This is a genomic window from Alphaproteobacteria bacterium (genome assembly GCA_019635875.1).
In the GTDB taxonomy this organism is placed as follows: Bacteria; Pseudomonadota; Alphaproteobacteria; order Reyranellales; family Reyranellaceae; genus JAFAZJ01.
In genome coordinates this window covers 48,886-70,802 of the sequence record JAHBYP010000009.1, presented here as the reverse complement: position 1 = coordinate 70,802, position 21,917 = coordinate 48,886, and the positions used below count along the sequence as shown (strand labels likewise).

The 21,917-nt window shown below is 67.9% G+C and carries 21 protein-coding genes; 16 read left to right on the top strand and 5 right to left on the bottom strand.

Annotated features, from left to right (window positions below):
• Nucleotides 1-7 precede the first annotated feature (7 nt).
• The 7 genes from KF889_25755 to KF889_25725 all read left to right on the top strand — a co-directional run bounded on the left by KF889_25755 (nt 8) and on the right by KF889_25725 (nt 6,291).
• Entirely contained in the window at nt 8-2,584 is a 2,577-nt protein-coding gene (locus tag KF889_25755; GenBank protein MBX3502865.1) for a patatin-like phospholipase family protein, read from the top strand.
• A gap of 5 nt (nt 2,585-2,589) precedes the next feature.
• Nucleotides 2,590-2,874 (top strand): hypothetical protein, encoded by a 285-nt coding sequence (locus KF889_25750; protein ID MBX3502864.1) that lies wholly within the window; start codon nt 2,590-2,592, stop codon nt 2,872-2,874.
• Nucleotides 2,875-2,901: 27 nt separating this feature from the next.
• Nucleotides 2,902-3,333: a PaaI family thioesterase gene (locus KF889_25745; protein ID MBX3502863.1), complete on the top strand. Its 432-nt coding sequence runs from the start codon at nt 2,902-2,904 to the stop codon at nt 3,331-3,333.
• A 117-nt stretch (nt 3,334-3,450) separates the two neighbouring features.
• The gene (gene rplM / locus KF889_25740; GenBank protein ID MBX3502862.1) at nt 3,451-3,915 is read left to right on the top strand and encodes a 50S ribosomal protein L13; all 465 of its coding nucleotides are present in this window, start codon (nt 3,451-3,453) and stop codon (nt 3,913-3,915) included.
• A gap of 2 nt (nt 3,916-3,917) precedes the next feature.
• Nucleotides 3,918-4,418 carry a 30S ribosomal protein S9 gene (gene rpsI / locus KF889_25735; GenBank protein ID MBX3502861.1) on the top strand — a complete coding sequence of 167 codons (501 nt, stop codon included), beginning with the start codon at nt 3,918-3,920 and terminating at the stop codon, nt 4,416-4,418.
• An 86-nt stretch (nt 4,419-4,504) separates the two neighbouring features.
• Complete coding sequence (purB, locus tag KF889_25730) at nt 4,505-5,872, top strand: adenylosuccinate lyase (protein ID MBX3502860.1); 1,368 nt, start codon at nt 4,505-4,507, stop codon at nt 5,870-5,872.
• Nucleotides 5,873-6,027: 155 nt separating this feature from the next.
• Entirely contained in the window at nt 6,028-6,291 is a 264-nt protein-coding gene (locus KF889_25725; GenBank protein MBX3502859.1) for a hypothetical protein, read from the top strand.
• Here KF889_25725 and KF889_25720 read toward each other — a convergent pair.
• The gene (locus tag KF889_25720) at nt 6,288-7,052 is read right to left on the bottom strand and encodes an alpha/beta hydrolase (GenBank protein MBX3502858.1); all 765 of its coding nucleotides are present in this window, start codon (nt 7,050-7,052) and stop codon (nt 6,288-6,290) included. The genes KF889_25725 and KF889_25720 overlap by 4 nt on opposite strands.
• A gap of 180 nt (nt 7,053-7,232) precedes the next feature.
• On the bottom strand, nt 7,233-8,180 hold the full coding sequence (gene argC / locus KF889_25715) for an N-acetyl-gamma-glutamyl-phosphate reductase (GenBank protein MBX3502857.1): 948 nt from the start codon (nt 8,178-8,180) through the stop codon (nt 7,233-7,235).
• Between the two features lie 171 nt (nt 8,181-8,351).
• On the opposite strand from argC, the gene KF889_25710 reads away from it, so the two are divergent.
• From KF889_25710 to KF889_25695, 4 genes are all read left to right on the top strand, one after another.
• A complete protein-coding gene (locus KF889_25710; protein ID MBX3502856.1) occupies nt 8,352-8,870 on the top strand; it encodes a gamma carbonic anhydrase family protein in 519 nt (172 codons plus the stop codon).
• 88 nt (nt 8,871-8,958) lie between these two features.
• Nucleotides 8,959-9,795 (top strand): 2,4-dihydroxyhept-2-ene-1,7-dioic acid aldolase, encoded by an 837-nt coding sequence (locus tag KF889_25705; GenBank protein ID MBX3502855.1) that lies wholly within the window; start codon nt 8,959-8,961, stop codon nt 9,793-9,795.
• A 25-nt stretch (nt 9,796-9,820) separates the two neighbouring features.
• Nucleotides 9,821-11,149, top strand: a complete 1,329-nt coding sequence (locus tag KF889_25700; GenBank protein ID MBX3502854.1) for an aspartate aminotransferase family protein — start codon at nt 9,821-9,823, stop codon at nt 11,147-11,149.
• A gap of 32 nt (nt 11,150-11,181) precedes the next feature.
• Nucleotides 11,182-11,400, top strand: coding sequence for a hypothetical protein (locus KF889_25695; protein ID MBX3502853.1), 219 nt, complete (start codon nt 11,182-11,184; stop codon nt 11,398-11,400).
• Nucleotides 11,401-11,410: 10 nt separating this feature from the next.
• On the opposite strand, the gene KF889_25690 is transcribed toward KF889_25695, so the two are convergent.
• The 3 genes from KF889_25690 to KF889_25680 form a co-directional block, all read right to left on the bottom strand.
• Entirely contained in the window at nt 11,411-12,730 is a 1,320-nt protein-coding gene (locus KF889_25690; GenBank protein ID MBX3502852.1) for a hypothetical protein, read from the bottom strand.
• Between the two features lie 107 nt (nt 12,731-12,837).
• Complete coding sequence (phaC, locus tag KF889_25685) at nt 12,838-14,655, bottom strand: class I poly(R)-hydroxyalkanoic acid synthase (protein ID MBX3502851.1); 1,818 nt, start codon at nt 14,653-14,655, stop codon at nt 12,838-12,840.
• 886 nt (nt 14,656-15,541) lie between these two features.
• Nucleotides 15,542-15,688 carry a hypothetical protein gene (locus KF889_25680; GenBank protein MBX3502850.1) on the bottom strand — a complete coding sequence of 49 codons (147 nt, stop codon included), beginning with the start codon at nt 15,686-15,688 and terminating at the stop codon, nt 15,542-15,544.
• Between the two features lie 41 nt (nt 15,689-15,729).
• On the opposite strand from KF889_25680, the gene KF889_25675 reads away from it, so the two are divergent.
• From KF889_25675 to recJ, 5 genes are all read left to right on the top strand, one after another.
• The gene (locus KF889_25675; GenBank protein MBX3502849.1) at nt 15,730-16,131 is read left to right on the top strand and encodes an OmpA family protein; all 402 of its coding nucleotides are present in this window, start codon (nt 15,730-15,732) and stop codon (nt 16,129-16,131) included.
• A gap of 98 nt (nt 16,132-16,229) precedes the next feature.
• Complete coding sequence (locus KF889_25670; protein MBX3502848.1) at nt 16,230-17,486, top strand: LL-diaminopimelate aminotransferase; 1,257 nt, start codon at nt 16,230-16,232, stop codon at nt 17,484-17,486.
• A gap of 19 nt (nt 17,487-17,505) precedes the next feature.
• Nucleotides 17,506-18,804, top strand: coding sequence for a homoserine dehydrogenase (locus KF889_25665; GenBank protein ID MBX3502847.1), 1,299 nt, complete (start codon nt 17,506-17,508; stop codon nt 18,802-18,804).
• A 213-nt stretch (nt 18,805-19,017) separates the two neighbouring features.
• Nucleotides 19,018-19,986 (top strand): class II fructose-bisphosphatase, encoded by a 969-nt coding sequence (gene glpX / locus KF889_25660; protein MBX3502846.1) that lies wholly within the window; start codon nt 19,018-19,020, stop codon nt 19,984-19,986.
• A gap of 103 nt (nt 19,987-20,089) precedes the next feature.
• The gene (gene recJ, locus KF889_25655) at nt 20,090-21,865 is read left to right on the top strand and encodes a single-stranded-DNA-specific exonuclease RecJ (GenBank protein ID MBX3502845.1); all 1,776 of its coding nucleotides are present in this window, start codon (nt 20,090-20,092) and stop codon (nt 21,863-21,865) included.
• Nucleotides 21,866-21,917: the final 52 nt, after the last annotated feature.

The window sequence follows — 21,917 nt, the reverse complement described above, 5'->3', positions numbered from 1 at the left end:
GCTGGGCATGCCAAGCGATGCGTTGAGGTTCAGCACGGTCTTCGCCGAGGAGCTTGCGGTCGTGCGTCGGCGTCGCATCGCGGTCGGCGTCGGTTGCGCCGGCCAGGACACCGAACGGCTGGTGAGCTTTATCGCGGACGAGCGCTTCCGCGACACCGGCAAGTACGAGCCGCAACGCGACGAGCCGGCAAGCTGGCCGCCGGATCGGTGGCCGCTTGTCGGCGACGATTGGGTGGAGGGCAACGGCCCCCGCGATCGGCCAACGTCGGACAACCTCGTCGGCCTGGCACTGTCGGGCGGCGGCATCCGTTCGGCGGCGACCTGCCTGGGCGCGATCCAGGCGCTCGATGCCAAGGGCGTGATGCGGCACGTGGACTATCTGTCGAGCGTCTCCGGCGGTGGCTACACGGCAGCTTGCCTCAACGCCAACATTACCGGCGCGCGCATGGCCACCGGGGCGCCGCCGGTGCGCGCGGCGTCGACCGGGGAGGGCCCGCCCAGCGCGCGCGCGGCGCCGCGACCGTTTCCGCGACCCGACCCAGGATGGATCTTTCCGTTTCCCCATGTCGTCGGCATTCGCGAGACCGTCCTGTTCCGCTATCTCCGTGCCAATGCCCAGTATCTGATCCCGCGCGGCAAGGTGCTGGAGTACGGCTTCGCACCCGTTCTCCTGGTGCGCGGCCTCTTCCTGAATCTCTGGGCGATGTTGCCGCTGGTGCTGCTGCTGTCGGCGATCACGCTCGCAATGTTGACCTGCCCGCGGCTGCGCAACGCCGCGCAGGCGGCCGAGCTGCTGGGCGCGACGGCAGCCATGCTGGGCGTGCTGTGGGCGACGTTCTTCGTCATCGGTCGTCCCGTTCGCAACTGGCTGGAAGGCGGCCATCACAAGCTGGCGTGGGGATTCCTGTTCGGAGTGGGCGCCACCATCGCCGGCGTCACGGCGTGGCAGATCGACAAGGCCTACGGCATGATCGCCGGGCTCATCGTCGTGGCCGTCGCGATGCTGGAGTGGCGCCGACAGGTCGTGTTCGAGACCATGCGCGGGCAATGGCGGCCCGATCCTGCCGCACTGCGCCCGGCGCAGCACAGCGTCGATCCCGCCGCCGGCCTGGCACGTGAGTCCTTTCGCCAGGCGCAGGCGCAGGCCCTGCTGGTCAGCGCCGGCGCGCTGTTCCTGATGCTGCAGCCGGTGGTGGCCGCATGGGTCGGGGTGGCGATGGCGGATGACGATGTTTCGTGGAAGGGCGTCAGCGCCCTCGCGCTGGCAATCATCGGCTCCACCTGGCTTGGCCGGTTCGAGAAGTTGCCGGGCTGGGCCCGCAAAGCGCTGCTGCTGCTGGCCGCAGCCCTTGTCGGGCCGGTTGTGTTGTGGGGCGGCAGCATCCTCATCACGGCCGCGATCGCGCTCCATGGTGGCGTCTGGAGCGACGCTGATCTGGGCCTGTGGGTGCAGATCACGCCCGGCACAACGATCGTGTCGTGGATCGCGGCGCAGGGTCCCGTCGGATTGGCCGTCCTCTATGCCGCCGGGCTGATCGGCGTCGCCGGCCTGGTGTGGCTCGTCAATGTCTACCTTTACATCGCCAACGACGTCTCGCCGCACAGCCACTATCGCGACAAGCTGGCCAACACCTTCCTGTTCTCGGCCGATCTGCACAACCGCAACACGGTGGCGTCGCAGAGCGAGCTGAAGCTGAGTGCGATGGATGTGACCACGGCGCCATTTCCGCTGATCAACGCCGCGTTGAACTTCGTCGATCGGGACGAGTATCGCGGCCGGGGCCGCAACGCGACCTTCTTCACCTTCTCGCCGTGCCATGTCGGCAGCACCCAGGTCGACTTCATGCGCACCGACGCGCTGGAAGAGGTCTTCCCGCGCTTCAAGCTGTCCTCGGCCGTGGCGATCTCGGCCGGGGCCGCGGCGGCCAATGCCGGCCGCCTGACCAACCCCGCGCTGCGTTTCCTGCTGGCGCTGGTCAATGTGCGCCTGGGCTACTGGCTGCCCAGCCCGCGGCTCGTGATGTCGGACCGCTTCGCGCGCGATGCAAGCGGCAGGCGGCCGGCCTATGCCAATGCCGGCGTCGATGAGCTGCTGCGCGAGATGGTGGGCGCGCTCGACACCACGTCGGAGTTCATCAATGTCTCCGATGGCGGCCACATCGAGAATCTCGGCATCTACGAGCTGATCCGCCGCCGCTGCCGGGTGATCATCGCAATCGATGCGGAGCAGGACGGCGATTTTTCCTTTACCAGCCTGGGCGATCTCGTTCGCTTTGCGCGTATCGACAGGGCAGTCAACATCGACATCGACCCCTCGGCGATCAAGCCCGACAAGGACGGCATCAGCAAACGCCACGCTGCCATCGGCCGCATCGACTACGGCCGCGGCGCCTGCGGCTGGCTGATCTACATCAAGAGCAGCCTGACCGGACGCGAGGATGCCTCGGTGCTGAAGTACCGCGCCGTGCAGAAGGATTTCCCGCATCACAGCACGGGCGATCAGTTCTTCGACGAGGAACAGTTCGAGTCCTACCGCGCGCTGGGCTATCACATGGTCCAGGAAACCTTCACGCGCCTGGCCTAGCGACCATGTCCCGGCGCATCGACAGGTCGTGGCTGGTCTTCGCCAGCATCGAGAACCCGCAGCACGATCGCTGCGTCGACCTGTTCCGGCGCCCCGACGGCAGCTACGGCTTCGAGGAGTTCCGCCGCGATCCCGAGGATGCCGGCGGCTGGACGCCGGTGCTCTATTTCTCGGGAGCCGTCCATCCGTCGGCCCCCGCGGCCTTCGACGCCGCCGTGAAGGCGGTCGCCTGGCTCGCTGAGGAAAGTCGCCGCAGGCCCTCGCTGCGCGCGCAATCGACTGCGGCCTGAGGTAGGGTCCGCGCCATGCCGGTTGTCATGAACGCGTCCCAGCTCGAAGCCTTCCTGCACGAGGAATTTCCCGAAGCGCAGGCCAATGTCACGGTGAAGGTCGAGGAGGTCGGCGAGGGGCGCATCAAGGTGCGCGCCCTGATCGACCGGCGTCATCTGAGGCCGGGCGGCACCGTTTCAGGCCCGACCCTGATGTGGCTTGCCGATTGCGGCACGTACCTGCTGATCCTCTCGCAGATCGGCAAGGTGGCGCTGGCCGTCACCACCAACCTCAACATCAACTTCCTGCGCAAGGGCGAGGCGGGCAGGGATCTGATCGGCGAGGCGCGTCTTTTGAAGTTGGGCCGGCGGCTGGCCGTGGCGGAGATGTCGATCTTCTCGGAAGGCCTGTTCGAGCCGATCGCCCATGTCACCCTGACCTATTCGATCCCGCCGGACCGTGGTCATGGGGTAAAATAATACCTCAATCTTAATATATTGATTATATTGATTAAATTAAACACATGGCGCCGGCGCGTGCTTGACTTGCCGCGCTGCCTCACGTATCTCCGCGCACCGTTTTAGCGGATTGGACCGATGAAGACCTTCAACCTGAAGCCCGCCGAGGTGGCGAAGAAGTGGGTGCTGATCGACGCCGACGGCCTGGTTCTGGGCCGCCTCGCGACGATCATCGCCACGCGCCTGCGCGGCAAGCATCTCGCCACCTACACCCCGCATGTCGATTGCGGCGACAACATCGTCGTGATCAACGCCGAGAAGGTGCGCCTGACCGGCAACAAGCTCGCCGACAAGGTGTTCCACTGGCACACCGGCTACCCCGGCGGCATCAAGCAGGCCACGATCGGCCAGCGGCTGGGCGGCAAGCACCCCGAGCGGGTGATCGAGAAGGCAGTCGAGCGAATGATCACGCGCGGCCCCCTGCAGCGCAAGCAGATGAAGAACCTCAAGGTCTACGCCGGCGGCGCCCATCCGCACGAGGCGCAGCAGCCCGTGAAGCTCGACATCGCCGCGATGAACCGCAAGAACTCGAGGATCGGCTGACCATGGCCATCGAACCCACCACCACTCCGACCTCCGGCCTGCGCAAGTCCGCGGCCAACATCGTCGCCAGCATGTCGACGGCCGAGGCCCAGCCGCGCGGCAAGGAGATCGACGCCCAGGGCCGCTCCTATGCCACCGGCCGGCGCAAGAACGCCGTCGCCCGGGTCTGGATCAAGCCGGGCTCCGGCAAGATCACGGTCAACGGCCAGGACCAGACGGTCTACTTCGCGCGGCCTACTCAGCGCATGATGATCCAGCAGCCGTTCCAGATCGCCGATCGCGTCGACCAGTTCGACGTCGTCGCCACTGTGGTCGGCGGCGGCCTGTCGGGCCAGGCCGGTGCCGTGCGCCACGGCATCTCGCAGGCGCTGACGCTCTACGAGCCGGACCTGCGCCCGCCGCTGAAGCAGGGCGGCTTCCTGACCCGCGACTCCCGCGTGGTCGAGCGCAAGAAGTACGGCCGCGCCGGCGCCCGCCGCCGCTTCCAGTTCTCCAAGCGCTGATCGATCTCGGCCTTGGACACGAGAAAGGGCGCCGCAAGGCGCCCTTTTTCTTTGTCCGGGAAGTTGCAACGGCGCTACATGATCCCATGAACCTCTCGCCCCTGACCGCGCTCTCGCCCCTGGATGGCCGCTACGCCGCCAAGCTCAATGGTCTGCGCCCGTTCTTCTCGGAGTTCGGCCTGATCCACCATCGCATCAGGGTCGAGATCGAGTGGCTCAAGGCGCTGGCGGCCGCGCCGCAGATCGGCGAGCTCGCGCCATTCTCGCCGGCGACGATCGCCGAGCTCGATGGCGTGATCGCCAACTTCACCGAGGCCGACGCCGAGGCGGTGAAGGACATCGAGGCGCGCACCAACCACGACGTGAAGGCGATGGAGTACTGGCTGAAGAGCCGACTCGCCAACAACGCCGAGGTCATGCGGGCGACTGAGTTCATCCACTTCGCCTGCACCTCGGAGGACATCAACAACACCGCGCACGCGCTGATGCTCAGCGCCGCGCGCGAACGGGTGCTGCTGCCCGCGTTCGACGCCGTGGTAAGCCGCATCCGCGGTTTGGCGCACGATCTGGCCGACCTGCCGATGCTGTCGCACACGCACGGCCAGCCGGCATCGCCGACCACGCTGGGCAAGGAGATGGCCAACGTCGCCGCGCGCCTGCTGCGTGCCCGTGAACGGATCGTCGGCGTGCAGCTCACCGCCAAGTTCAATGGCGCGGTCGGCAATTACAACGCCCACCTGTCGGCCTACCCCGATCTGGATTGGGAGAGCTTCAACAGGCGCTTCATCGAATCGCTGGGCCTCGTCTTCAATCCCTACACCATCCAGATCGAGCCGCACGATGCGATGGCCGAGCTGTTCGACGCCATCGCGCGCGCCAACACCATCCTGATCGACGCCAACCGCGACATCTGGCAGTACATCTCGCTCGGTTACTTCAAGCAGAAGCTGAAGGCCGGCGAGATCGGCTCCAGCACCATGCCGCACAAGGTGAACCCGATCGACTTCGAGAATTCCGAGGGCAATCTCGGCCTCGCCAACGCCACCTTGCGCCATCTCTCGGAAAAGCTGCCCATCTCGCGCCTCCAGCGCGACCTCAGCGATTCGACCGTGCTGCGCAACATGGGCGTGGCGACCGGCTACGCGCTGATCGCGTATGATTCCTGCCTGCGCGGCCTGAACAAGCTCGACGCTGATCCCGAGCGCCTGCGCGCCGATCTCGACGCCTGCTGGGAGGTGCTGGCCGAACCGGTGCAGACCGTGATGCGCCGCTACGGCGTACCCAATCCGTATGAGCAGCTGAAGGACATCACGCGGGGCAAGGCGATCACAAAGGAGGCACTGCAAGGCTTCATCGCCACCCTGTCCCTCCCCGAGGCGGAGAAGAAGCGCCTGCTCGAGATGACGCCGTGGAGCTACATCGGCAAGGCCGCGGAGCTGGCCCGGAAGATCTAGAGCGACCAGCGATAAGTCAAACGCGCCTGTCATCCCGAGCGCAGCGAGGGATCTAGGGCTGAACCTGGATCCCTCGCTGCGCCCGGGATGACAGGTGACTTCAAGATTGCGCTCGCTGCTCTAGTCGGTCGGCGTTCAACGTCGAGGTGAAGACCATGGCACTCTGGATGGCGAGTGCCGCCGCAATCGCGGTCGCCTATCTCTTCGGTTCCACGCCCACGGGTTATCTGGCCGGGAAGCTGCTCAGGGGCATGCTGGCGGCGTTGACGATTGCGCTGATCTGCGGCCTGGAGCAACCGTTACCCTATCGGCTCATGGTGATCGCCGGCGGCATCTGTGTGGTCGTGCTCCATCGCACCAACATCCAACGGCTGCTGGCCGGGACAGAGCCGCGCCAGGGGCAGGGGGCTCGACCCTAGTCCATGAAGCCCTCGAGGAAATCGATCACGCTCGCCTTGAACAGCGGATGGGCGATGATCGAGAAATGGTCGCAGCCCGGGATGCTCACCGCCTTCGCACCGGGGACCGCCTGAGCCAGCGTGCGCGGATTGCCGGCGAGCTCGTCGTGTGAGCCGGCGACGACCAGCGTCGCGAGGTCCAGCCTGCCCAGCGCCGCGCGGTCGATCGGGAAGCGTTCCCCGCGTGAGCAGGCGGCGAGTGCGAGGCGATCCTCGCCCTGCTCGTCGGCGAACTGGCGGAAGCTGCGGCGCATCGGATCGGGAATCGTCGCGGGGTCTTCGGCTTCCATCGCCTCGGCCATGCTGTCGTCGCGCGGCGAGTCCTCCAGCAGCTTGCCGCCGATGCCGCCGAGGATCAGGTCGCCAAAGCGCTCCGGCCACAGCAGGCCGGCCGTAAGGCAGAGATGCGAGCCCATCGAGAAGCCCAGCAGGTTGGCGCGCGCGAAGCCGACATGGTCCATCAGCGCCACGATGTCGTGCGCCATGCGCCTTCGGTCATAGGCCGCAGGATCGTGCGGCTTGGCGCTCTGGCCGTGGCCGCGCGCGTCCAGCGCCACGCCGCGGAAGCCCTTGGCGGCGAAGGCGTCGTACCAGCCCATGCGCTTCCAGCCTTCGGTCTTGTTCGAGCTGAAGCCGTGCACCAGCACGATGCGGCGCTTGGCGTCGGGGCCGCCGAATTCGTCATAGGCGATGGCGTGGCCGTCGGACTCGAACTGCGGCATCGAACGTTCCCTCGGATGTTCGTTGGCGACGATTGTAGAATCCTCGTCTTCCTGAGCGCCAGCGAAGGACCTTGCGGTGATTGCGCCAAACGAAAGCGGCGCCGGTAGGTCACCGGCGCCGTTCCTGTGTGATCGGAAGACCGCTGGGTCCTTCGCTTCGCTCAGGACGACAGTGGTGTGTCAAGCCGCCAGACCCAGCATCACGCCGAGGTTCTGCACGGCGGCACCCGAGGCGCCCTTGCCGAGGTTGTCGAGGCGCGCGGTCAGGATCACCTGGCCGTGCTTCTCGTTGGCATAGACGCGCAGCTCCATCTTGTCTGTGTCGTTGAGCGCCTCCGGCTCGAGACGGTCGACCGCCTTGTCGGCATTGTTCACCGACACGACGCTGATGCGGTCGCTGCCCTTGTACCATTCGATCAGCGCCGCCTCGAGGTCGGCGGCCCTGGGCTTCTTGCTCAGCGTGTCGAGATGCAGGGGAACGTTGACGATCATGCCCTGGCGGTAGTTGCCGACCTGCGGCACGAAGATCGGCCGACGCGTCAATCCGGAATAGAGCTGCAGCTCGGGCACGTGCTTGTGCTCCATCCGCAGGCCGTAGACCTCGAAGGACGGCGCCTTGCCGGTCTCGAAGGCCTCGATCATCGACTTGCCGCCGCCGCTGTAGCCGGAGACGGCATGCACGACGATCGGGTAGTCGCGCGGGATGAAGCCGGCGTCGACCAGCGGCCGGATCAGCGCGATGCCGCCCGAGGGGTAGCAGCCCGGATTGCTCACTTTGCGCGCGGCGCGGATTGCCGCCGGCTGATCGGGGGTCAGCTCGGGGAAGCCGAACACCCAGCCGGGCGCCACGCGATGTGCCGTGCTGGCGTCGAGCACGCGCGGCGCTTTCTCGCCCAGCGAGTCGGCAAGTGCCACGGACTCCCTGGCCGCGTCGTCGGGCAGGCAGAGGATGACGACGTCGACGTCCGACATCACGGCGCGTCGTGCCTCGGGGTCCTTTCGTCGCTCGGCCGCCACGCTGACCATCTCGATGCCCGGCACCTGGAGCAGACGCTCGCGGATGCCAAGACCGGTGGTGCCGGCTTCGCCGTCGATGAAGACCTTGGGCATGTTCGCCGTGGTGGACATCACCTCTATCCTTTTGATGGACGGGACACGAACCAAAGATGGTCCGCGAGGCGATACATACGCTGAACAGCGCGGGAATCAAGAAGTTGCATGGCTCTGCGCCTTGACCGCCGCCACGCGTCGGTCATGGTGTGTCGCCGGGAACACAGAGGCGCGGGGAGCGTGGGGTCGATGGCCGGGCTGATCATTCCGTTCAACAATTTCGTGCCGCGCGTCGATCCCAGCGCGTTTGTTGCGCCCAACGCCACCCTGATCGGCGATGTCGACATCGCCGCCAACGCCAGCATCTGGTTCACCTGCGTGCTGCGCGGCGACGGCCCGGGCATCCGCATCGGCGAGAACAGCAACATCCAGGACGGCACGGTGATCCACATCGCCTCGCGCGGGGTGGGCACGATCGTGGGCAAGAACGTCTCGGTCGGCCACATGGCGCTGCTGCACGCCTGCACCGTCGAGGACGATGCCTTCATCGGCATGCACGCCACGGTGCTGGACAATTGCGTGGTCGAGAGCGGTGCGGTGGTCGCCGCCGGGGCGCTGGTGCCGCCCAACAAGGTGGTGAAGACGGGCGAGCTGTGGGCCGGCAACCCGGCGAGCAAGATGCGCGACGTCGCCGAGAAGGACCTCGAGATGATCAAGCGCACCTGCGCCAACTACGTGAAGCTCAGCCGGCGGTATTTGAACGTCTAGGACTGCCATCGAGAGCGCAGCGAGGCGTCTCGAACAATCCTGGATCCCCTCGCTGCGCTCGGGATGACGGGATAGGAGCAGGAACACCATGCGTCGCAACAGGCTGCGCCAGAAGCTCGACCGCGGCGAGCCGACGCTCGGCACGCACATCCTCTCGACCTGGCCGACACTGGTCGAGCTGATCGGCCAGAGCGGGCAATACGACTACGTCGAGTTCACCGCCGAGTACGGCCCTTTCACCCTGCACGACCTCGACAATCTCGGCCGTGCGCTGGAGGTGGCGGGAATCGGCGGCATGATGAAGGTCGAGCAGACGCAGTGGACGCACCAGACGATGCGCGCCGTCGGTTCGGGCTTCCAGAGCATCCTGTTCGCCGACGTGCGCACCGTCGCGGATGCCGAGGCCTGCGTGAAGGCCGTGCGCGCGGAGTCGCCGCGCACGCGCGGGCTGGCCGGCGTCGGCATGCGCCGCGACGTCGGCACGGTCCGCGAAGCCGGCTCGCCGGCCTTCGTCAAGGCGCTCGACGACGTGGTCGTGGCGCTGATGATCGAGAAGCGGCAATGCGTCGAGGATCTCGACAACGTGCTGTCGGTGCCGGGCATCGACATGGTGCAGTTCGGCCCGGCCGACTACGGCATGAGCATCGGCGTGCCCGGCCAGTGGACCCATCCCGATGTGGTGAAGGCCGAGCGCAAGACGATCGAGACGGCGCTGAAGAAGGGCATCCACCCGCGCGTGGAGCTCGGCGATCCATCCCAGGCCGGGCGCTACCTCGAGATGGGCGTGAAGCACTTCTGCATCGGTTGGGACGTCGGCATCCTGCACGCCTGGTGGAGCGAGAAGGGCGCCGAGATGCGCGGCCTGATCTCGAGCAAGCGACCGGCAGGAAAGAAGGTCAGGGCGAAAGGCGGCAATTACCGCTAACCTCCGGTTGGAAGGGGAGTTCGACATGGCGCCCGACAGTCTCTCGGCTTCGACCGATTCGGCATTCTGGGAGCGTGCGCGGCGTCACCTGATCCGCTACGGCGCCGACTTCCAGCCGATGGTGATCGAACGCGCTGCCAGATCCTACCTCTACGACTCTGCCGGCCGCGCCATCCTCGACTTCGCCTCCGGCCAGATGAGCGCGATCCTCGGCCACAGCCACCCCGAGATCGTCGCCACGGTGCGCCACTGGGTGGGCGAGCTCGATCATCTCTACAGCTCGATCCTCAGCCGGCCCGTCGTCGATCTCGCGGAGATGCTGGCGAAGCTGGCGCCGGGCAGGCTCGAGCGCGTGCTGCTGCTGAGCACCGGCGGCGAGTCGAACGACGCAGCGCTGCGCATGGCCAGGCTCGCGTCGGGCGGCTTCGAGGTCGTGGGCTTGAGCCGCTCATGGCACGGCGTGACCGGCGCGGCCGCGGCCGCCACCTACAACGCGTCGCGCCGTGGCTATGGTCCGTCGGCGCCGGGCTCGATCGTGATTCCCGCGCCGGATCTCTATCGCCCGACGTTCGGCGGCAAGGGCACGACTGCCGACAGCTACGACTGGCGCGCCGAACTCGACTACGCCTTCGAGCTGGTCGATCGCCAGAGCACCGGCGCGCTCGCCGCGGTGATCGCCGAGCCGATCCTGAGCTCGGGCGGCGTGATCGAGCCGCCGATGGGCTACTTCAAGGCGCTGGAGGCGAAGTGCCGCGAGCGTGGCATGCTGCTGGTGCTCGACGAGGCGCAGACCGGGCTGGGCCGCACCGGCACGCTGTTCGCCTGCGAGCGCGACGGCGTGGCGCCCGATCTGCTCACGCTGTCGAAAACGCTAGGTGCCGGCCTGCCGCTGGCCGCCGTGCTGGCGACAGCTGAAGTCGAGGAGCGCTGCCACGAGCGCGGCTTCCTGTTCTACACCACGCATGCCAACGATCCGCTGCCGGCGGCGGTCGGCCTGAAGGTGCTGGAGGTGATTCTGCGCGACAGGCTCGTCGAGCGCGCGGGCGGCGCCGGCGCCCGCCTGCGCGCCGGACTCGAGAGCCTGATGCAGCGCCACGAGGTCGTCGGCGACGTCAGAGGCAGGGGGCTGCTGCTGGGCATGGAGCTGGTGAAGGACCGCCACTCGCGCGAGCCAGCCCCCGATCTCGCCGGCCAGGTGACGGCGCGCTGCCGCGAGCTGGGCATGAGCACATCGGTGATCCGCGGCGGGCTGGGCGTGTTCCGCATCGCGCCGCCGATCACCATCACCGATGCCGAGATCGATCTCGGCCTGTCGATCTTCGATCAGGCGCTCGGCGACTGTGCCGGTCGCTGACGGGGGATTTTCATTCGCGAGGGAGGAGAGCAATGGCGGTCATGAACGGCGTCGCGCGGGGTATCGTCACCGATTCCCTGGACCCGATGCGCAAGGGACGTGTGCGGCTGCGCCTGCCTGCGTTGCCGGGAGGCGACTCCAGCTGGGCCGCCTCCTGCGCCGCCAGCCTGCGCCCGGGCGATGAGGTCATCGTCGCCTTCGAGCATGGCGACATCAACCGCCCGGTCGTGCTCGGCAAGTTGTCGGGCTGAACCGTCCGCGCTACTTCGCCTTCACCGTGATCGTCGGAATCGACGTCACCTTGCCTGACGCCACGCGCACGAATTCCGCGGTGATGCCGATGCTGCCGGTGAGCAGCACCCACTTGCCGGCCTCGCGCTCGACGACGATCGAGTAGTCGCCCGGCGGCACCTTCTCGACGCCGAACGTGCCGTCCTGGGCGGTGCGCGTGGTGAAGGTCAGCGGCGCCTGGGTGGAGCAGGGCGTCTGGCCGGCGCGGAAGGCGCTGAAGCGGCTCAGGCGCACGTTGCAGAACTCGATGCGCACGTCGGCGAGGCCGGTGTTGCCGTCGCCCTCGAGCTTGCCCTTGATGCCGCCCGTCGGCTTGTCCTGCGCCGACGGCAAGCTCGCCGGGCCCTTGCCGGCCATGACCAGCGTACGCATGTCGTCGAACGGCACGTCGGAATTGGCCATGCGCCAGAACGTCGCGACGTTGTTCTCGACCGCACCCAAGCCCCAGCTGCTGGCGATCCACAGCCGCCCTTTGCCGTCGAAGGCGATGTCGCGAGACCTGATCTGCGGCTCCATGCCACCGATCGGCGTCTTCCGCCACGTCCCGTCGGAGAACGTGCGGATACCGTCGTTGACCGAGATCCACACCCTTCCGGTGCCATCAACGGCGACGCCCGAGGGACCGATCAGGTTCTCCTTGTGCACCGTCCAGCCATTACCGTCGTACATCGACAGCCCGCCGCTATGCACCAGCCAGAGGCGGCCATCCTTGTCGGCCACGGCGTCAGTGAAGCGCACATGCTCGTTGGGGAAGGTCGGCAGGTCGGCGATCGCCTTCCACTCGCCGGCCTCGTAGCGCGCCAGGCTGCGGCCCAGCACCGCCCAGAGCGAGTCGTCGGGTGTGGTGACGAAGCGCTTCACGCCATTGAGCATGCCGTTGGCGACGTTGAGGGCGGCATAGGGCGTGTCGGTCCACCGGCCGCCGTCGAAACGCGCAATGCCGTCCTTGTGGCCGATGAAGATCGCGCCCTTGGTGTCGCAGCCCAGCGAGCTCGTGACGGACTTGCCGTGTCGTGCGATCTTGGTCCAGACGCCGCCGCCCTCGCGGAACGCCACTTCCATAGTGCTGGCGACCACCAGGCGCGGGCCGCAGGCCGCGACATGGCGGATGAACCGGAAGGGCAGCTTCTCCGTTCCGTCCAGCGCGACGATGCCGGAGTCGTCGATGCAGAACGGCGCGGCCGAGCCGGTCCCGGGGATGACGCAGACCATGTCACCGGCCCTCGCGCCGCCCGACAGGGCGCAGAACAGGGCGGTCGCCAGGACAGTGATCGCGCGGCGCCAAATCATGATGTCCGTCTCCCCGACAGAAATGAGTGAACGATAAGTGCCGAATATCCCGGCCAGCGCAGCCTGGACCGGCAAATCGACCATGTGGTGGCGGCCAGCCGCGAGGCTCAGGTGTCCGTCTTGACCCTTACGTAGCTGCCCGGCGCGTTCTCGATCGGCTTCAGGCCTCCCGCACCCGGCTCGCGGGCCGGAACCTTCGGCCCCGATTGCGCCGACAGCCAGCGATCCCAGTCGGGCCACCACGAGCCCGGCGTCTCGGTCGCGCCGGCGCGCCACTCCTCGAGCGTCGCCGGGTAGTTCGTCGACGCCGCCTCGTTGATCCAGTACTGGTACTTCCTGGCCCGGGGCGGGTTCACGACGCCCGCGATGTGGCCCGAGCCGGCCAGCATGAATCGCAGCGGTCCGGAGAAGACCTTGGTCAGTTTGTAGACCGAGGGCGCCGGTGCGATGTGATCCTCCTTGCCGGCCTGGATGTAGCAGGGGACCGTCACCTTGCGCAGGTCGATCGGCACGCCGGCAAGGGTGACGCCGCCCTGCCGCACCAGCAGGTTCTTCAGGTACATGTTGCGCAGGTAGTAGCTGTGCATGGCGGCCGGCAGTCGCGTGGCGTCGGCGTTCCAGAACAGCAGGTCGAATGGCATGGGCTCCTTGCCGAGCAGGTAGTTGCTGACCACAAACGACCAGATCAGGTCGTTGCTGCGCAGCATGTTGAAGGTCGTCGCCATCTCGGCGCCGTCCATGTAGCCGCGTTCGGCGATCAGCTTCTCGATGTTGGCGATCTGCTCCTCGTCGATGAAGACGGTGAGCTCGCCGGCGTCGGTGAAGTCGATCTGCGCGGTGAAGAAGGTGCAGTTGCCGATGCGCGTGTCGTTCTTCGCCGCGCAATAGGCCAGGGTCGCGGCCATCAGGGTGCCGCCGATGCAGTAGCCGATGGCCGAGACCTCGCGTGTGCCGATCGCCTTCTCGATGGCGTCGAGCGCCGCCAGCGGGCCCTCGAGCATATAGTCCTCGAAGCTCTTGTGGCGCAGCCGTGCGTCGGGATTGACCCAGGAGATCACGAACACCGTATAGCCCTGGTCGACCGCCCATTTGATGAACGAGTTCTCGGGCTTCAGGTCGAGGATGTAGAACTTGTTGATCCATGGCGGCACGATCATCAGCGGCCGTTCGTAGACCTCGGCGGTCGAGGGCGTGTACTGGATCAGCTGCATCATGTCGTTCTGAAACACGACCTTGCCGGGCGAGGTCGCGACATTGCGTCCGACCTCGAAGGCCTCCATGTCGGTCTGGCGGATCGCCAGCCTGCCGCCGCCGCGCTGCATGTCCTCCAGCACGTTGCGCAGGCCCTTGACCAGATTCTCGCCGCCGCTTTCCAGCGTCGCCTTCAGCACCTGTGGATTGGTGGCCACGAAGTTCGTGGGCGCCATGGCGTCGACGAACTGCTTAATGTGGAACTCGATCTTCTGGCGCGCGCGATCGTCGAGACCGCCGGTCTGCTTGGGCAGGCCCATCAGCCAGCGCGAGGTCAGCAAGTAGGATTGCTTGACGTGGTCGAAGATCGCCTCGTCGCGCCATGAGGCGTCGTTGAAGCGCTTGTCGCCCTTCGGCGCCTCGACGACGGGCTCGGCGGGCTTGCCCATCATGCGGTCGGCGGTGGCTTGCCAGAGCCTGGCGTAGTCCTGCCACAGCGCCATCTGGGCCTGCACCAGCTTCTCGGGATCGGCCATCAGCTTGGCCGTAAAGTCCAGGAAGGTGCCCGTGAGGTTCAGGGGGTCGAGTGCCTGGGCGTCGGGCGGCTGCTGGCCCTTCTGGCGCTCGGCGAAGTCGCGCAACACGTCCTGGCTGCGTTGCGCGATGTCGTGCCACAGCGCCTGCATCGCGGCGGCGTCAGGGGCCTTGAACTGCGGCGTCTGGGGATCGGCCATGGCTTCCTCCGGTGAACCTTTTTCCTTGCAGTTCATTGCCTTACACGATTGGCTTTGCGATACTGGGCGCAATTACCGGCGCGTCCTCGGCAAGCCCCTCGGCTGGCGCACAAGGGACGATCACCTTATGAACCGCGTCAGGCGGCGTCAATTTGGTGCCGGCTCTGGGGTAACGAACGAATGAACGGCGCGATGCTGAGGTTGGGTGGTGTTCCAAGGGCGGTGCTGCTGGCGCTGCTCGCCGCGACCTCCTTGTCCAGTTGCGACAGCGACGGCCTTCCCACCCCGCCGCCCGGCGCCACCCAAGGCACCATACCGGCGGACCGACGGGTGCCGACCGGCGGTATCGCCATCGACCGCAGCAAGACCCGCTACGACGACTCGGTCGCCGCCGCTGACGAGACCCGTGGCCAGCAGGTCGGTTCAGTGGTGCCCGCGAGCCCGGCCAAGCCGCAGGAGCCGCCGCCGGCCGCGACGGCGGCTGCGCCGCCACCTGCGCCGCCACCAGTGACCTCGGCGCCGCCACCTCCGCCGCCCGACCCGGCGCCTGCGGTCGCGTCGGCGCCACCGCCACCACCACCACCGTCCACTCGAGATGCAACACCCGCACCTGCCGTCGCCGACGCGCCACCGGTGGCACCAGCGCCGGAGCCGTCGCCTGCCGGGACGACGGCCGACGACCTCAATCGCCGCTTCCTTGCCCAGCTCGAGGCTGATCGCGCCAGGCAGGGAGCAGCCGCGCCGGCTCCCGTCGTGACCCACGCAATGCCGCCGGCGCCGCCGGCGATTGCGCCCGCACCGGCCCCCGTCGTTGCGTCCGCGCCGCCGCCGCCGCGCCCGTCCGCGCCTGCGCCGGCCCCTGCCGTTGCGCCGCCGCCGCCGGTCGTCACACCCGCGCCTGCGTCGCCGCCACCCGCGCCGGCACCGGTCGTCTCGCCCGCGCCCGCGCCACCGCCGCCTGCACCGTCACCAGTCGTTGCCTCCGCGCCGCCGCCTCCACCGCTCCCGACGTCGACTCCAGCGCCTGTATCACCGCCGCCCGTCGCAGCGGCGCCGTCGCCGCCAGCCGCCCCGGTGCCGGGCGTCCTCAGCAGCCCACCGCCGACGGCCTATACCGGCGGACCGCTGCAGATCGCGGTGATCCAGTTCAACCAAGGCTCCTCGGCGCTCGACGGCGTCGATCTCGCGGTCATCCGCGACGTGGCGCGCATCCATCGACGCAACGGTGGCGTGGTGCGCATCTACGCTCACGCCAGCCACGATGTATACGCAACCAGCGTGCATCGCCTGAGGACTGGCAACCTCGATGTCTCGGTCAGGCGCGGCACGAATATCGTCAACGCGCTGATCCGCGCCGGGGTACCGCACGACTCCATCGTCATGGAAGCGCTCAGCGACGAGGAGCCGATCTACACCACCGCCACCGCCCGCGGCATCGCCGCCAACCGGCGAGCCGAGATCTTCTTCGACTTCTGACTGCCGGCCGGCGATATCCCCAAGCGTAAAGTCCGGCCCCCAAGCGGGCCGGATTTGCTATCAACCCTCCACGAGACGCCTGAACCCGGGACCATCCCATGGACGACAGCGAATTCCACCGCATCAAGCGCCTGCCGCCCTACGTGTTCGCCGAAGTGAACGCGATGAAGGCCCGCGCCCGCGGCGCCGGCCAGGACGTCATCGACCTCGGCATGGGCAATCCCGACCTGCCGACGCCGCCGCACATCGTCGCCAAGCTGGCCGAGGCCGCCGGCAACCCGCGCACCCACGGCTACTCTAACTCGCGCGGCATTCCCGGCCTGCGCCGGGCCCAAGCCGCGTACTACCAGCGCCGCTTCGGCGTCGAACTCGACCCCGAGAGCGAGATCATCGTCACCATCGGCTCGAAGGAGGGCCTGGCCAACCTCGCCCAGGCGATCACCTCGCCGGGCGACATCATCCTGGCGCCCAATCCGAGCTATCCGATCCATCCCTACGGCTTCATCATCGCCGGCGGCTCGATCCGCCACATCCCGGTGCCGGGCGCGCTCAGCATCGACGAGTTCATGCCGGCGCTCGACCGTGCGGTGCGCCACTCGGTGCCCAAGCCGCTGGCCCTGGTGCTGAACTATCCGTCGAATCCGACGGCGCAGGTCGTCGACCTCGAGTTCTACCGGCCGATCGTCGAGTACTGCCGCCGCGCCGGCATCTGGGTGCTGTCGGACCTGGCCTATGCCGAGATCTATTTCGACGACCGGCCGCCGCCGTCGATCCTGCAGATCCCGGGCGCCCGCGACATCGCCATCGAGTTCACCTCGATGAGCAAGACCTACTCGATGGCGGGCTGGCGCATCGGCTTCGCCGCCGGCAACAAGAGGCTCATCCAGTCGCTGGCGCGCATCAAGTCGTACCTCGACTACGGCGCCTTCACGCCGATCCAGGTCGCCGCCACCGCGGCGATCAACGGGCCGCAGGACTGCGTCGCCGAAGCGCGCGCCACGTACAAGGAGCGCCGCGACATCCTGATCGAGGGCATGCACGCGGCCGGCTGGAGCATCCCGTCGCCGGCCGCCAGCATGTTCGCCTGGGCGCCGATCCCGGAGCCTTTCGCGCAGCTGGGCTCGCTGGCGTTCTCCAAGCTGATGCTGACCCAGGCCAACATCGCGGTTTCGCCCGGAATCGGCTTCGGCGAGTACGGCGATCACCACGTGCGCATCGCGCTGGTGGAGAACAAGCACCGCATCCGCCAGGCCATCCGCAGCGTCAAGGTCGTGCTCTCGGACCCCGAGAAGGCGATCGATCTGTACCTGCGCGGCATTGGCGACAATGTCACGCTCATCAAGGCGCGCGCCTGATCACGGACCGAGGGCAATCATGTCACAGGCGTTGCGTGTGGGAATCGCCGGCCTCGGCACGGTCGGCGGCGGGGTGGTGCGGCTGTTGCGCGAGCAGGCCGATCTGCTGGCCCTGCGGTGCGGCAGGCCGGTGGTGGTGGTCGCCGCTTCGGCGCGTGATCTGAAGAAGCGGCGCGATGTCGACCTGTCAGGCATCCGCCTGGAGAGCGATCCGCTGGCGCTGGCGACGGCGCAGGACATCGACGTCGTCGTCGAGGTGATGGGTGGCTCCGACGGGCCGGCGCGCAAGCTGGTTGAGACCGCGATCGCCAACGGCAAGAGCCTGGTCACCGCCAACAAGGCGCTGCTGGCGCTGCACGGCGCGGAGATTGCCAGGCTGGCCGAGGCCAAGGGCACCTTGCTGGGCTTCGAGGCCTCGGTGGCCGGCGGCATCCCGATCATCAAGGCGCTGCGCGAGGGACTGGTCGGCAACCGCGTGAAGCGGCTCTACGGCATCCTCAACGGCACCTGCAATTACATCCTCACAACCATGCGCGAAACCAGGCGCGATTTCGGCGACGTGCTCGCCGAGGCGCAGAAGCTGGGTTACGCCGAGGCCGATCCCAGCTTCGACATCGACGGCGTCGATGCCGCGCACAAGCTGTCGATCCTCGCCGCCGCGGCCTTCGGCGCGCCGGTGAATTTCGCCGGCGTGTATGTCGAGGGCATCCGCCGCATCGGCGCATTCGACATCGCCTTCGCCGAGGAGCTGGAATACCGCATCAAGCTCCTGGGCATCGCGCGCGAGACCGAGCACGGCATCGAGCAGCGCGTGCATCCCTGCATGGTGTCAAACAAGACGCCGATCGCGCATGTCGACGGCGTGTTCAACGCCGTGGTGGTCGAGGGCGATTTCGTCGGCTCGACCATGTTCCAGGGCAGGGGCGCCGGCGCCGGCCCGACCGCTTCGGCCGTGGTCGCCGATCTCATCGACGTGGCGCGGGGCCATGGCCTGCCGCCCTTCGTCGTGCCCACCGCCAAGCTTTCGCCCAGGGCGGTCTCGCCGATCGAGAAGCGGCGCGGCGCCTACTACATGCGGCTGATGGTGCGCGATCAGCCCGGCGTCATTGCCGACATCACCGCGGCGCTGCGCGACGAGCAGGTGTCGCTGGAGTCGATGCTGCAGCACGGCCGCTCACACGGGCCCAACGACTCGGTGCCGGTCGTGCTTGTGACGCACGAGACCGAGGAGCAGGCGATGGTCCGCGCGGCGGGCCGCATCGCCGCGCTCGGCACCGTGCTGGAGAAGCCGAACCTGATCCGGATCGAGGATTTCTGACGTGCTTGGGACATTTACCTTCCCCCGCTGGCGGGGGAAGGTGGCGCGAAGCGCCGGATGGGGATGGCTCGTGCGACAGCATCGATGGTCGCATCTGGCCGCGATGCCGCCACCCCCATCCCCCCTTGGGGCACCTTCCCCCGCCAGCGGGGGGAGGTAGGGTTGCGACGGAATTCAGAGAGGAAGGGTGCCATGGCCGACGTCGACACCAGGATGGATCGCAACCTTGCGCTCGAGGCGGTGCGGGTGACAGAAGCCGCCGCGCTTGCGGCGTCCAAGCTGATGGGCCGCGGCAACGAGAAGGCCGCCGACCAGGCCGCGGTCGACGCCATGCGCCAGGCGCTCAACGGCCTGTCGATCGAGGGCACGGTGGTGATCGGCGAGGGCGAACGCGACGAGGCGCCGATGCTGTTCATCGGCGAGAGGGTCGGCACCGGCGCCGGCCCCAGGATCGACATCGCGCTCGATCCGCTGGAGGGCACCACGATCACCGCCAAGGGCGGGCCCAACGCGCTGGCGGTTATCGCCATGGCCGAGCACGGCAACTTTCTCAACGCGCCCGATGTCTACATGGACAAGATCGCCGTCGGTGGCGGTCTGCCCGACGGCGTGGTCGATATCGATGCGCCGCCGGCCGAGAACCTGAAGAACCTCGCCAAGGCCAAGAGGGTCGAGGTCTCCGATCTGGTCGCCTGCATCCTCGATCGGCCCCGGCACAGCGAGCTGATTGCCAAGACGCGCGAGGCAGGCGCACGCATCATGCTGATCGGCGACGGCGACGTGTCGGGGGTGATCGCCACGTCGCAGCCGGAGTCCGGCGTCGACATCTATCTCGGTTCGGGCGGCGCGCCGGAGGGCGTGCTGGCCGCGGCGGCGCTGCGCTGCATCGGCGGGCAGATGCAGGGCCGTCTGCTGTTCCGCAACGACGACGAGCGCGGTCGCGCGACCCGGCTGGGCATCAAGGACTTCAACAAGAAGTACTCGATGCTGGAGATGGCCAAGGGCGACGTAATGTTCGCCGCCACCGGCGTCACCAATGGCTCGATGCTCAAGGGCGTGCGCCGCTTCCACAACGGTGCGGAAACCTACTCGCTGGTGATGCGCTCGAAGACCGGCACGGTGCGCTATGTCCACGCCCTGCACAACTACACAGTGAAGACCGGCCTCCCGAGCTGGGCCTAGGCGAGCACCGCTGTCATCCTGAACGCAGCGAAGGATCCAGCGGTCGTTGTAGTTCGTGCCACTGCGAGGTCCTTCGCTTCGCTCAGGACGACGGGTAATCAAGATGGCCTCTGAGCCGGCATTCCTCGGAGTCGAGAAGTCGGCCTGCGGCCGGCGCTGGATCTCGCGCGCGGCGGATGACCGCTCCGCGCTGGCCATCGCCCAGCGCCACGGCCTGCCCGACGCCGTGGCGCGCCTGCTGGCGGCCCGCGGTGTGGCGATCGACGAGGTCGGCGACTTCCTCGAGCCGACGTTGCGGCGCTTTCTGCCCGACCCCTCGCATCTGAAGGACATGGACGCGGCCATCGCGCGGCTGGCCGGCGCGGTGACGCGCGGCGAGAGAATCGCCGTCTATGGCGACTACGACGTCGACGGCGCCACGTCCTCGGCGCTGCTGCTGCGCTTCTTCCGCGGCGTCGGCGCCGACATCGTCGCCTACATCCCCGACCGTCTCACCGAAGGCTACGGCCCCAACGCCGCCGCGCTGTTGAAGCTCAAGGCGCAGGGCGTCGCCGTCGCGGTGACGGTCGACTGCGGCATCACCGCCTTCGCGCCCCTCGACGCCGCCGCCGAGGCCGGGCTCGACGTGATCGTGATCGACCACCACGTGGCGGAGCCGCTTCTGCCGCGCGCCGTGGCCGTGGTCGACCCCAACCGTCTCGACGAGACCAGCCCGCATCGCCAGATGGCGGCGGTGGGCGTGGCCTTCCTGCTGATCGTCGGCGTCAATCGCGCGCTGCGCGTAGCGGGCCGCTACGGGGCGAATCGGCCGGAGCCCGACCTGCGGCAATGGCTCGACCTCGTGGCGCTGGGCACGGTGTGTGATGTGGTGCCGCTCACCGGCGTCAACCGCGCCTTCGTGCGCCAGGGGCTGCGGGTGATGCGCGAGCGCGGCAATGCCGGCCTGGTGGCGCTCGCCGAGGTCGCGCGCATGAACGAAGCGCCGGGCACGTTCCATGCCGGCTTCCTGCTTGGGCCGCGCGTCAACGCCGGCGGGCGCGTCGGCCAGGCCGATCTCGGCACGCGCCTGCTGTCGACCGACGATCCGCACGAGGCCGGGGCACTGGCGCTGCGGCTCGACCAGTTCAACGCCGAGCGCCGCGCCATCGAGCAGGCGGTGCTCGACGCGGCGCTGGCGCGCATCGGCGAGCCGCCCGTGCTGCCGCCGGCGATCGTGGTGATGGACGATGGCTGGCATCCCGGCGTCATCGGCATCGTCGCCAGCCGGCTGGTCGAGCGCTTCCATCGTCCAGTCTTCGTCATCGGCTACGACGGCGACGTCGGCAAGGGCTCCGGCCGCTCGGTCCGCGGTGTCGATCTCGGCTCGATCGTCATCGCCGCGCGGCAGTCCGGGCTGCTGATCAATGGCGGCGGCCACGCCATGGCGGCCGGCCTGACCGTGGCGCGCAGCATGGCCGAGGCGTTTGCCGACTTCATGGTCGAGCGCGTCGCTGCGCAGATGCCCAATGGCGCGCTGGTTCCCTCGCTCAGCCTCGACGGGGCCGTTGCCGCGAGCGGCCTGACATTGGATTTCCTTCGCACCCTGGAACGCTGCGCACCGTTCGGTGTCGGCAATCCCGAGCCGCGCTTCGCGCTTTCCTCGATGGTGGTGAGCTGGTGGCAGGGTGTCGGCGAGAACCATGTGCGCTGCCAGCTGACCGGCAGCGATGGCGCGCGGGTGAACGCGATTGCCTTCCGTGCCGGCGGCCGGCCGCTGGGCGATGCGCTGACGAACACTGCCGGCGCGCCGCTGCACATTGCCGGCGTCGCCCGGGTGAACCGCTGGAACGGCCGCGAGGACGTGCAGTTCCAGATCGAGGACGCAGCACTGGCGCGCTGAATCTCTACCTTCCCCCGGAGGGCAGGGCTATCGCATATGGATTGTTGCCTTG